Here is a 12,326-nt window from a genome sequence, read left to right as displayed (position 1 = left end):
TTTAGAGCACAATTTAGAGGTGTGAAGAATACTGAGTTTTTCCTATTTAGATTATCCAGAATTTTTGCGTAGTCCACAACAAATGGGAATGATCCCTGATGTCTTCTTTTGTCCCTTTTGCCCGGTTGGCATAGGGGTTCCTTAATATCGGATCCCAAATAAAGGTCCCTTTTGCTCGGTTGGCATAGGGGTTCCTTAATATCGGATCCCAAATAAATACTAAAGAAAAAACGCCTAAAATCAAAAAAGTCTGCAAACCCATGATTTGCAGACTTTTAAGTGATTTTGTTTTTTCAAAAAGCGGTCCGGACGGGACTCGAACCCGCGACCCCATGCGTGACAGGCATGTATTCTAACCAACTGAACTACCGGACCTTCCTGTATTGCGGTTGCAAATATACGCTGGTTTTTCAATTTCGCAAATGTTTTCATTAAAAAAAACAGAAGTTATTTCACTCTATCAAATAAACTTTTGTCTTTCAACGAGGTAGGTCTGTAAAATTTTTTCCAAATCTTTTTGAATATCAGCTTCCACATATTTTATGCGGTATTGTGCAGCTTTCAATTTTATTTTATCGGTATAAATTTTCAACGCTTTTTTATACTCTTCCTTCATAGTATCGGCATAAAGATCGATATGTTCGCCGGTTTCAACATCCACAAAACGTTTCGGACGGTTATCGAAATCAAAATTGTACTCACTGGCTTTATCCATCACATGAAAAAGTACTACCTCATGTTTATTGTATTTCAGATGGCGTAATGCATTAAATAACTCTTCATCTCCTGTTTCATTCTGAAACATGTCCGTAAAAAGAAAGATCATGCTTCTGCGATGTATTTTCTCGGCTATCTGGTGCAGGTAGGTATACGTCTTTGTCATCCTTTCCTTTTCTCTGCGTTCTGCGACATCTCCCAGTATCCCCATGAGCATCTGGTAATGCCTGTTACTTCCTTTTTCCGGGGCGTAAAAGTCATAGGCGTCCGAATATATACTCAGGCCCATAGCATCGCGCTGGCGCTTTAATAAATTCATCAGGGAGGCGGCTGCCAATACGGAGAAGCTGATCTTATTCAGATGGGATACCGAAAGGTTTTTTACTTCCGGGTAATACATGGATGACGAATTGTCTATGATAATATGACAACGAAGATTGGTTTCCTCTTCATAGTTTTTGGAGTACAGCTTATCCGTTTTTGCAAAGAGCTTCCAGTCTATATGTCTCGTACTTTCCCCGGGATTGTATATCTTGTGTTCTGCAAATTCCGAAGAAAACCCGTGAAAGGGACTCTTGTGCATGCCACTTATAAATCCCTCCACCACCTGATTGGCCAGCAACCCGAGATTTTTAAAGAGTTGTACGTTATTTAATTCGCCTTGTATATCCACTTGTTTTTGTTTAGATGTAAGATATGAGATTTTAGATACCAGACATTTCAGTCCGAAATTTTAGTGTGAAAACAATTATAAAACTTCGGTAAATTGTCTAAGCTTTACCCTTTGGTCCTGATAGTATAGGTATTTAGTATGTGTTTTTCTGACATACTTTTACCTAAGCGGGCAAACTTCCGGTAAAACCTGATCCGGAATAACCGACAATCCAAAAATAAAAAAGGTTCAGCCTTAAGCCAAACCTTTTTTATTTCTTATGATTCCGGTTTGTTTTTACAATAAAGAATCAAGTGCTTCCGTGTAAGTTGCTTTAGGCGCTACACCTACTTGTCTTCCTACTACTTCACCGTTCTGAAAAACCAATACGGTAGGAATGTTACGCACACCATATTTGGCTGCAAACTCCTGGTTAGCGTCTACATCTACTTTTCCTACAACTACTTTTCCTTCATACTCAGAGCTAACTTCCTCGATGATGGGTCCAACCATTCTACAAGGTCCGCACCACGCGGCCCAGAAGTCTACCATAACGGGTTTATTGCTCTTTAATACTACTTCTTCGAAAGTAGCGTCTGTGATCTCTAATGCCATAATATAAAATTTTTAATTTCCTATCTGGTTTACAGTGCAAATTTAATCAAATATTCTTCCAAATTTCACCCCGGTATATTAGTTTTGATTATGAACGTATTACAAATAATGATAGTATGTTATGTAAATCTATTTGTAACTATCTTTTACCTCACCCGATCGGGAAAATCGGTAATAATGCCATCCACACCCAATTTTCGGATCACAGCAATATCTTTTGGCAAATTTACGGTCCGGGCAAACACTTTAATTCCTCTGTTCTGAACTTCACTTACATTCTCTTCGGTCAGGGTGACGTACTCGGCATCAATGGCTACAGCCCCCAAAAGTCCTGCAGTTTCCACAACCTCCGAAGGATCTTTTTCGGTGATGAAGGCAATCGGCATCTCCTGATTTAATTTTCGCAGTTCTCCAAGTTCATGGCGGTCTGATCCGGAAACCAGAAAATCATCAGCCTGCCATCCTTCCTTTTCTATATAATAGCGTAACACATAATCTACTTTACCTGCCATCCCCGCTCCTCTCAGTTCGATATTTAACCTGCTGCGACGGTCTATGAGTTTCAAGACATCCTGTAAGGTGGGTATCCTGTGATTTCCATCGAGCAAAAGCGATTTTATATCCAGTATATTATATTCTTCGATAGCCCCGGCACCATTGGTCAGTTCATCAACACGTCTGTCATGAAAAACCACCAGTTCCCCGCTTTTTATGCGAAACAGGTCTATGTGTACCATATCCACCTCCAGGTCCAGGGCTTTTTGTACGGATGCCAGGGTATTTTCGGTTTCATACCCTTTAGCACCCCGATGTCCTATAATCAATACACTGTCTCCCGGGGTATCACAACCCAAAAACACCAAAAGGGCGCACAGAAAAAAGAAAGCAAACCGATGCATAAATCATTCTATTTTTTGACGCTTCAAGATACATAAAAATTCCATCATCCTTAAAACAGCGGTAAATCAACTAAGGCAAGTGCATTAAGAACTTAAAATGCTAATTATATGAAATTTTAATATTTCTCTGTATCTCCGCGTTATAGCTATGACACAGAGTTTCACGGAGAAGCACAAAGGGACACAAAAATATCAGGCTCTTCTTATTTTTAGCGTGCTTGCCCATACAGGCCAACAAAAAACCCGCAAACTCTTATAGACGCGGGTTTTGAAATTTATATCCTGTCCGGATCTAGTTTACTGTAAGAAGAATATACTCCCAGGGTTTAAAGTCGTAGGAAGTACCGGCATTTATTTCCATATTCTCCCCACTCATATAATCGGTATAACTCCCTTCGGTCTCTACGGTAAACTGTAACGGTTTGTCAGTAAGGTTGGCAATAAATACCACCTTATCTCCTTCTTTTTCCCTTGTGAAAGCCAGGACTTTTTTATCTTCGGAAGTAGACAGCCTTTTATAGGAAGCTGCCTTCTTACCTCCGTTAACCGCCCGATTTTCATTTTTAAGCTTCCCTAGTTTTTCATATAAAGGATAAAATCTCCCTTTATTCTTCAAAATCGTATCTTTTTCGAAGAAAAGGAGCCTTTTCTCCATATCGTATTCCTGTCCGCTGTATATCAAAGGCATTCCGGGAATGGTGTAACTCATTACTGCAAAAGTCTCTGCGGCATCCCCCATACGTTCGAAAACCGTGCCGTTCCAGGAATTCTCATCATGGTTAGAAGTGAAATTCATAAAAATATCATCCGCTTCCAGCAAGGTATCATTTTTGGCAATGTATTTATCCCAGTCTGCCACATTCTTTTTTCCTTGTGCAATTTCGTTCATAATATGATGTCCTTCCCAGGCATATTGCATATCGAAGGCATTTTCCAGTAATTCGGGTTGTTCTGCTTCGGCAAGCATAAATACGGGTTTTACTTCGCGAAGCCTGGCCGCTGCATCTTCCCAGAAATCCACCGGGACCTGGTGCGCCACATCGCAACGATAGCCATCTATGCCTTCTTTTTCTACCCAATACAGCATATCTTTTATCATTTCCTGCCGCATTTCCTCATTGTCGTAATTGAGGTCGGCCACATCGGTCCAGTCCCAGGATTCCCCGGTTTCGGGATTGACAGGGTCTATGATATTCCCTTCTTTATCCCGGGTGTAGTACTCCGGATGTTCTTTTATCCAAACATGATCCCACCCGGTGTGGTTGGCCACCCAGTCGAGAATAATGTACATATCATTATCGTGGGCGGTTTTCACCAGGTTTCTGAAATCCTCCGGGGTACCAAATTCCGGATTTACCTTCGTATAATCGGTAATCGCGTAATAGCTCCCCAAAGATCCTTTACTCTTTGTAGAGGATATGGGATAGACGGGCATCAACCAGATCACTTTTACCCCGAGTTCTTTCAGCTTCGGGATATCTTCGGCAAATGCATTAAAGCTTCCTTCTTCGGAATACTGCCGGATATTGGCTTCGTAGATCACGGCTGTTTCCAGTACATCATCCGAGATGGGAACCGGCTGTTCTGACCGTGGTTCTTCTTTCTTTTCCTGCTTTTTCGATTCGTTCTTACATGCGATGAGGCCACAGACCGCCACCGTGACAATGAATATCTTTTTCATTCGGATATCGTATTTATAGTGTTGTTTTACTTGATTCGTTATTATTCCAGTTCCAGTACCAACACGGTTTTGGGCTCTAAGGTCATTTCCCCCAGAGATATGGTTTTTCCACCGATCACTTCTTTTCCTTTTGTAAAACTGCCGGTACTTTCCTGAAACCGTTCCGTTTTCAGCGTCCGGGCTTCTTTACTGTTGTTTACCACTACCATTACGGTATCCGTGTCGTTATACCGGAAATATACGTAGACGTTGTTTTCGGGTAGGTAATGTTTTGTCTTTCCATTGTGAATTACCCGGGCATCTTTTCGCCAGCGGAACAATTTTGAGGTAAAATCGAAATACTCTTGTTCTTCTGCGGTACGTCCGGTAGCAGTAAAAGCGTTATGTTCATCTCCTTTCCATCCGCCGGGAAAATCTCTTCGTATATCTCCGTCTCCCTTGTCTTTGTTACCGGCCATTCCTATCTCGCTTCCGTAATACAGTTGTGGAATGCCCCGTACCGTAGCCAGAATAGCCATCGCCATTTTATACTTCTCCGGGTTTCCCTCATATATATGATTGAACCGTTGTGTATCGTGATTTTCCGCAAACACCAGAAGGTTATTTATATCGGGGTATAAAAAATCATTGACAAAATTGCCATGTACCTTTATAATTCCCCGGTCCCACGTAGCTTCGTCCTCATTAAACACCGTTCCGATGGCATCGTGCAGGGTAAAGTCCATAACGCTCGGCAGATTCGAATTAAAGTCCTGCAAAGCCCCTATTTTACTATCTTTCTGCCAATAGGCAATCTGTGCCTGGTCGTGCAACCATACCTCGCCCACAATATTAAAATAAGGATATTCGTCCATGATGGCTTTTGTCCACTGTGCAATAGCTTCCTTATCGTTATATGAATAGGTGTCTACCCTGAAACCGTCCAGCCCGGCATATTCAATCCACCATATAGCATTCTGAACGAGGTAATTGAGCACCAGCGGATTACTCTGATTGAGATCGGGCATAGTGGAGGTAAACCAGCCGTCTACACAATACTTTTTGTCTATCTCGGAAGCATTCGGGTCGTACTGTGTTTCCATCCTGTAATTGGAATTGGCATAACCAGGGAACTGGTGAATCCAATCATAGGTAGGCAGATCTTTTATCATCCAGTGCTCCGCACCCCAGTGATTAGTCACATAATCCATGACCAGCTTCATATCCTTTTTATGAAGTTCATCCGCCAGGCGCCTGTAATCTTCATTGGTTCCATAACGCGGGTCTATGCGATATACATTGCTCTGGGCATAGGTGTGATAGGAATATGCCGGATCGTTATCTTCCAGCAAGGGGGTACTCCACACTGTGGTAGCCCCAAGTTCGCGGATATAATCTATATGATCTATTATTCCCTGTATATCTCCTCCGTGGCGTCCTCCTTGCTTACTGCGATCGGCCTTCTCGGTCATTTCCGGAGATGAATCGTTATCCGGATCTCCGTTGGCAAACCTGTCGGGCATAATGAGATACATCACATCGGAGCTGTCGAAACCTTTCCGCAATGCCGATCCTTCTTCCCTCTTCCTGAACTCGTAGGTGTAGCGCGATACTTCCTTTTTACCGTTCTTTAACCGGAGAACATACTTTCCTTCCGGAACATCCTCTGTATTAATAGTAACAAACAGGTAATTGGGATTTTCCGTTTTGCGGACATTGTTAATGGTTATCCCCTCCATTTCGGGAGTATAACGGGCAATATCCTTTCCGTAGAGCATTAGTTGCAATACATCGCTTTGCATACCGCTCCACCAGAACGGTGGTTCCACTCTTTCCAGGCCCTGGGCGGTAAGAAGGAAAGTGTTCAATAAAACTAATGTATAGAGTATCTTTTTCATGGTTATTCTCTTTCTGATCATTTGTGAGTTTCCTAAACCGCAACCAGGTTACCGGGTTTTACTGTTACCTGTTTTCCGTTTACCATCACGATGAGTGCAGTATCTCCCTCCAGTGTAAATTCGGTTCCGGTAGCTTTTACATTTATCTTCAGTACCTGTCCCCTGAAGTTGATCTTAAAGGAGTAGGCTTCCCATTGCGCAGGTATTTTCGGATTGAAATGCAGTATGTTGTCTTTTACACGCATCCCTCCGAAACCTTCCACTATACTCATCCAGGTCCCGGCCATGGAAGTTATATGGCATCCTTCTTTCACTTCCTTATTATAATCATCCAGGTCGAGACGGGAGGTCCTCAGGTAAAACTCATAAGCCTGTTCCATCCTTCCGAGCAATGCTGCCTGTATGGAATGTACACAGGGGGACAGGGAGGATTCGTGAACGGTAAAAGGCTCGTAAAAATCGAAGTGTTTTTCCAGTTCTTCCCTGGTAAAATGGTCTTCAAAGAAGTAAAACCCCTGTAAAACGTCTGCCTGCTTTATGTAAGGAGAACGCAGGATACGGTCCCAGGACCATTTTTGATTGAGCGGTCTCTGGGAACGATCGAGATCGGATACTTTTATAAGCTCTTTATCCAGGAAACCGTCCTGTTGCAGGTATACGCCGTGTTCCTCAGCATAAGGGAAATACATCGCTCCGGCAACTTCTTCCCATTGCCGGATTTCGGCATCTTTCACCCCTGTTTTTTCCGTGATACGGACATAATCAGGGGCATATTCTGTTTTTACTTTACGTACCTGTTCCGCGGCGTATTCCAGGCACCATTGGGCAATATAGTTGGTATACCAGTTGTTATGAACATTATTTTCATACTCGTTAGGCCCGGTCACACCAAGAATAACATATTTGTTCTTTGCCGTAGAGTACGTCGCTCTCTGTTTCCAGAAACGGGCGATACCTATAAGCACTTCCAATCCTTTTTCGGGGATATAGCTATAATCTCCGGTGAAACGGTAATAATTATATATGGCAAAAGCTATGGCCCCGTTACGGTGAATTTCTTCGAAAGTGATCTCCCATTCATTATGGCATTCTTCCCCGTTCATAGTCACCATCGGGTACAGGGCCGCACCTCCCGTAAAACCGAGCTTCTCCGCATTTTCTATGGCCTTGTCCAATTGGTTATAACGATAAGCCAGGAGATTACGCGCTACCTGCTGGTTTTTGGTAGACATGTAAAAGGGCAGGCAATACGCCTCGGTATCCCAATACGTACTTCCCCCGTATTTTTCCCCGGTAAATCCTTTGGGCCCTATATTCAGGCGCGCATCTTTTCCGAGATACGTCTGGTTTAGCTGAAAAATATTGAAACGTATACCTTGCTGGGCCTTTACATCGCCCTGAATGGTAATATCTGCCATTTCCCATATATCGGCCCAGGCTTTTTTCTGTTCTTCCAAAAGGGTTTCATATCCTTTTTTCACTCCTTTACGGATAACCTCCTGTGCGGCAGTTACCAGCTTGTCTTCATGGTGGTTCGTGGATACCGTATACCCGCCAAGTTTTTGTAGTATCGCTTGCTCTCCTTTGGATACGGCAACTTCGTACGCAAGACATATTCTGTCGTCTCCCGCCTGTGTGGCCAGGGGTTTGGCATGAAGTTCTTCTCCGTTACGGAAGAGGGTGTTATGCATAAAGGTAGCGACCTTAAAGTGTGTTTTGAATGTACGAGCTACTACAAAGGCCTCACGGGCGGAGTGCCTGGTCTCCAGCGGTTCCCAGAACTTTTCGTCCCAGTTGGCATCTTCGTTGGTAATTCCGGCATCCACATAGGGGAGAAATATCACCCTGGCATCCCTGTTCAGCGGTGTCACTTCATATTTTATGACTCCCAGTTCGTCTGTTTCCAGAGAAAGGAATCGCCTGGCATCTACCCGTACCTCTGTTCCATTTTTCAAAACAGCTTCAAACGAACGATGATACCATCCTTCTTTCATGTTGAGTTCCCGGCGAAACTTACGAACCTCAGTGCACCTGGCGAGATCCAGCTTTTCTCCGTTTATCTCTACATCTATCCCTATCCAGTTGGGAGCGTTCAACACTTTCGCAAAATATTCCGGATAGCCGTTTTTCCACCAGCCTACCTTGGTCTTATCCGGATAATATACTCCGGCAATATAACTACCCTGAAAAGCAGGGCCTGAATAATTTTCTTCAAAATTAGCACGTTGTCCCATGGCTCCGTTACCTATGCTGAACAGGCTTTCGGACGACTTTACCCTGTCTTTGTCAAATCCTTCTTCTACGATCGACCATTCATCGGGAATTATATAATCTTGGTTCATTTTCTTCTGTTAAGTTTTATTATAATCTGTATATCTGTGATATGATCCTGGTGAAGGCGCACAGCCGCACGACTTTACCTTGTGCTTTTTGTCAACAGTTGTCCGGCATCGATCCGGGTAAAATCCGGAAAAACCAGATCGGCTTCCTGTAATGTGGCGCTATCTCCGATCCCGATACTGGTCATCCCTGCCATATTAGCGGCTTGTATACCGGCAACGGAGTCTTCAAAAACAACACAATCGGCGGCATTTACATTTATTTGTTGCGCTGCGAGAACAAATACTTCCGGGTCCGGTTTGGCTTTGGAAACATCATTTCCGTCCACCACAGCATCAAACAGGTGCATGATATCCGTTTTTTCCAGAATAAGCCTCGCATTTTTGCTTGCGGACCCAAGGGCGATCTTCCTTCCTTTTTCTCTTAAAAAAAGTAATGTGGAAAGCACTCCCGGGAGTACTTCTTTCTGATCCATACGGGAAACGTACTCCAGATAATCGTCGTTTTTCTGCCGCATCCATACTTGTTTTTCTGCTTCCGTAGCCCGGATATTTCCCAGTTCCAGGATGATTTCCAGGGAACGGGCCCTGCTTACGCCTTTTAACCTTTCGTTGTCTTCAACCGTAAAATCAACCCCGAGTTCTTCCGCAAGTTTTTTCCAAGCCAGAAAATGATATTTGGCCGTGTCTACAATGACCCCGTCCAGGTCAAAAATAAATCCTTCCATGTCGGTATTTCTCTAATTAAAATTATCGTATTGTTTTGTCTTGTGTTTCGTCAACATCATCTACCCTGAAGACCAGAGCAGCAGCCAGCAGAAAAGATATTCCGCTTATTACAATGGCATAAATGGCATTACCTCCGTAGAGATATTTTACCATAGGTCCGCCAATGAGGGCATTGATGATCTGCGGAATAACGATGAAGAAGTTAAATATCCCCATATAGACCCCCATTTTTCTAACAGGTATAGACCCGGCCAGAATAGCATATGGCATAGCCAGTATACTGGCCCAGGCGATCCCTACAGCCAGCATGGAAGCTATCAGCCAGTACTGGTTGGGGGCAAAATAAACGGAAATAAGCCCCAGGCCTCCTACGACAAGAGATATAACATGCGTGGTCTTCCTTCCGAATTTTTTAGCTATTACCGGAAGAAAAAATGCAAACACGGCAGAAACCGCATTGTAGACACCAAACAGTACCCCTACCCAGTCCCCTGCATCCTGATAGGCCCTGCTTTGAGAGTCCTCCAGGGGGAGACCGTAAATATGATGTGCAATGGCCGGGGTAGAAAACACCCACATACCAAACAGGCCAAACCAGGAAAAGAACTGTACCCAGCTAAGCTGCCGCATGGTTTTCGGCATTTTTACAAAGTCGGAAAATATGGTTAACAGTCCTGCTGTTTCCTCCGGTTCCGCCGGGTCTTCCGGTTCCATCAATTCAAGTTCTTCAGGGGTGTATTCTTTTGTGGTAATAACGGTAACCAGGATACTCACCAAAAGGATCAGGGCACCGATAATAAAGGAAACCAGAAGGTTTAACGGAACTTTCCCCAGTACGGCTTCGTTGGAAACGCCTATCCAGTTGGCCAGCACATAGGGCAACCAGGACCCCACTACGGCACCGATACCTATAAGCACGGTTTGTATACTGAACCCGAGAGTCCGCTGATCGGAAGGAAGTTTATCGGCCACGAGTGCCCGAAAAGGTTCCATCGCCACATTAAAAGAGGCATCCATGATCATCAGCATTCCCGCTCCGACCCAAAGGGCAGGCAAAAAAGCTACGAACATGTCTGCTTTGGGCATGAGCACCAAACCTATGGAAGCCAGTATGGCACCAGCTAAAAAGAAAGGTCGTCTACGCCCGAGCCGGGTCCAGGTCCTGTCACTGTAATGCCCTATGATGGGTTGAACAATGAGCCCGGTAAGCGGGGCTACCAGCCAAAACCAGGACAACTCGTGCACATCCGCACCGAATATCTGTAAAATTCTACTGGCATTCGCATTCTGGAGAGCAAAACCCATTTGTATTCCCAGAAAACCGAAACTCATGTTCCAGATCTCCAGAAAACTCAGTTTACGCTTTTTCATTATCGTAATTTTCGTTTATTACTACGATAAGCGCTATGACTTATCAAGACTTTATATCGGGTTGAGAAGTAAAACTATAAGTCCTGACGGGTGTAAATATAAAATATTTTTTACTGGTAAGTCGTTAATTTACAAGTTTTTTCTACTACAACGTTGTAGTACATCCTATTGAAAAATGTTCTGTAAAGACATGAAAATACCTTTATTTACGGGTACTCTCGCGTTCTTTGATGGATGTCGGTATCACCTCGGTTATGTACGATTCATCATCCATATCGTCGTTTTCCAGTCTTTGTATCAGCATTTTTGCCGCCATCCCTCCCATTTCCAGTCCGTGCTGGTCTACGGTAGTAAGGGTCGGAAAAGCGTATTGCGACAAAATTCCGTCCGTGAACCCCATAAAGGAGATATCTTCCGGGATTTTAAATCCTCTTCGCTGCGCTTCCTTCATGGCCGTTACCGCAAACAGTTCGTTAACGGCAAAAACCGCGTCAAATTTTTCGGAATCAAAAAGACCTGCTATCTGTTTTTTACAATTATCTATGTCTTCAATCTTTATTATAAGAGAATCGTCCACCTTTATGCCTGCATCCTGTAAAGCATGGGTATAGCCTTCTGTACGTAGCTTCCCCACACTTACATAATCTACCGTAGTCAGAAGGGCTATCCTGTTGCAACCGCCATTCAACAAATAGTTCACCGCATTCGCAGCGCCTTCCACATCATCGATCACCACTTTATCCCCGGGAATTTCATCCGATACCCGGTCGAACATCACCAGCGGCATGCCCTGGTCGATAACCTCATGTAAATGATGAAAATCTTTTTTAGACTGGGTTTCCTTGGAGAGAGACAGGATAAAACCGTCAATACTTCCATTGGCCAGGGTTTCCATATTGATCACTTCCTTATCAAAAGATTCGTCAGAAAGGCACACTATAACATTATAGCCCGCCTTGTTCGCTTCCCTTTCAATACCGCTGATAACCGTGGTAAAAAAATGGTGTACGATCTCCGGAATGATAACCCCTATGTTTTTGGTCTTCCTGTTCTTAAGGCTAACTGCTATATTGTTAGGCCTGTAATTGAGTAATTTTGCGAATGCCTGTACCTTTTGTCTTGTGTCCAGGCTAATTTCCTTACTGTCCCGCAAGGCTTTGGATACTGTAGAAACAGATACATCCAGTTCGCGGGCAATTTGTTTTATAGTTACTTTCTTTTTCATTTTTAATTCAGGTGAAACGGATAACCGCAAAGTGTAAAGGCACCTATGTCTCTTTTTGTTCTGTTACCCGGTTATGCAGAAGGACAATCTATGTTCTTTGGTTCTTTTCAGCACATTTTCTATGCTGCATATAAATCCTTCTTCACAAAGATACCCCTTCTTTTCTAATAGTCAGGGCTACATTAAAAAAACGAAAATCCACGGTAAAAAAGGGTCATAAT

At 43.5% G+C, this 12,326-nt stretch carries 9 protein-coding genes and 1 tRNA gene; all 10 read right to left on the bottom strand.

Annotated features, from left to right (window positions below; translation table 11 throughout):
• Window positions 1-301 precede the first annotated feature (301 nt).
• A tRNA-Asp gene (locus ACVBDY_RS01025) sits at window positions 302-375 on the bottom strand.
• 85 nt (window positions 376-460) lie between these two features.
• Window positions 461-1,390, bottom strand: a complete 930-nt coding sequence (locus ACVBDY_RS01020) for a DUF58 domain-containing protein (RefSeq protein WP_447173614.1) — start codon at window positions 1,388-1,390, stop codon at window positions 461-463.
• Between the two features lie 276 nt (window positions 1,391-1,666).
• Entirely contained in the window at window positions 1,667-1,984 is a 318-nt protein-coding gene (trxA, locus tag ACVBDY_RS01015; RefSeq protein WP_447173613.1) for a thioredoxin, read from the bottom strand.
• Between the two features lie 146 nt (window positions 1,985-2,130).
• The gene (locus ACVBDY_RS01010) at window positions 2,131-2,883 is read right to left on the bottom strand and encodes a glycerophosphodiester phosphodiesterase (RefSeq protein WP_447173612.1); all 753 of its coding nucleotides are present in this window, start codon (window positions 2,881-2,883) and stop codon (window positions 2,131-2,133) included.
• 292 nt (window positions 2,884-3,175) lie between these two features.
• Window positions 3,176-4,564, bottom strand: coding sequence for an alpha-amylase family glycosyl hydrolase (locus ACVBDY_RS01005; RefSeq protein ID WP_447173611.1), 1,389 nt, complete (start codon window positions 4,562-4,564; stop codon window positions 3,176-3,178).
• Between the two features lie 41 nt (window positions 4,565-4,605).
• On the bottom strand, window positions 4,606-6,441 hold the full coding sequence (locus tag ACVBDY_RS01000) for a glycoside hydrolase family 13 protein (protein WP_447173610.1): 1,836 nt from the start codon (window positions 6,439-6,441) through the stop codon (window positions 4,606-4,608).
• Window positions 6,442-6,473: 32 nt separating this feature from the next.
• A complete protein-coding gene (gene mdxK / locus ACVBDY_RS00995) occupies window positions 6,474-8,783 on the bottom strand; it encodes a maltose phosphorylase MdxK (RefSeq protein ID WP_447173609.1) in 2,310 nt (769 codons plus the stop codon).
• A 74-nt stretch (window positions 8,784-8,857) separates the two neighbouring features.
• The gene (pgmB, locus tag ACVBDY_RS00990; protein WP_447173608.1) at window positions 8,858-9,508 is read right to left on the bottom strand and encodes a beta-phosphoglucomutase; all 651 of its coding nucleotides are present in this window, start codon (window positions 9,506-9,508) and stop codon (window positions 8,858-8,860) included.
• Window positions 9,509-9,530: 22 nt separating this feature from the next.
• Window positions 9,531-10,880, bottom strand: coding sequence for an MFS transporter (locus tag ACVBDY_RS00985; RefSeq protein ID WP_447173607.1), 1,350 nt, complete (start codon window positions 10,878-10,880; stop codon window positions 9,531-9,533).
• 202 nt (window positions 10,881-11,082) lie between these two features.
• Window positions 11,083-12,105, bottom strand: coding sequence for a LacI family DNA-binding transcriptional regulator (locus ACVBDY_RS00980; RefSeq protein ID WP_447173606.1), 1,023 nt, complete (start codon window positions 12,103-12,105; stop codon window positions 11,083-11,085).
• Window positions 12,106-12,326: the final 221 nt, after the last annotated feature.

The sequence above is a fragment of the Sinomicrobium halophytocola genome, assembly GCF_052983395.1.
This window is presented reverse-complemented; position numbering and strand designations above follow the sequence as displayed.

Excerpts from the sequence above, each read along its gene's own strand:
- trxA (WP_447173613.1), bottom strand. The coding sequence starts at position 1,984 with ATGGCATTAGAGATCACAGACGCTACTTTCGAAGAAGTAGTATTAAAG.
- ACVBDY_RS01010 (WP_447173612.1), bottom strand. The coding sequence starts at position 2,883 with ATGCATCGGTTTGCTTTCTTTTTTCTGTGCGCCCTTTTGGTGTTTTTG.
- ACVBDY_RS01005 (WP_447173611.1), bottom strand. The coding sequence starts at position 4,564 with ATGAAAAAGATATTCATTGTCACGGTGGCGGTCTGTGGCCTCATCGCA.
- ACVBDY_RS01000 (WP_447173610.1), bottom strand. The coding sequence starts at position 6,441 with ATGAAAAAGATACTCTATACATTAGTTTTATTGAACACTTTCCTTCTT.
- mdxK (WP_447173609.1), bottom strand. The coding sequence starts at position 8,783 with ATGAACCAAGATTATATAATTCCCGATGAATGGTCGATCGTAGAAGAA.
- pgmB (WP_447173608.1), bottom strand. The coding sequence starts at position 9,508 with ATGGAAGGATTTATTTTTGACCTGGACGGGGTCATTGTAGACACGGCC.
- ACVBDY_RS00985 (WP_447173607.1), bottom strand. The coding sequence starts at position 10,880 with ATGAAAAAGCGTAAACTGAGTTTTCTGGAGATCTGGAACATGAGTTTC.
- ACVBDY_RS00980 (WP_447173606.1), bottom strand. The coding sequence starts at position 12,105 with ATGAAAAAGAAAGTAACTATAAAACAAATTGCCCGCGAACTGGATGTA.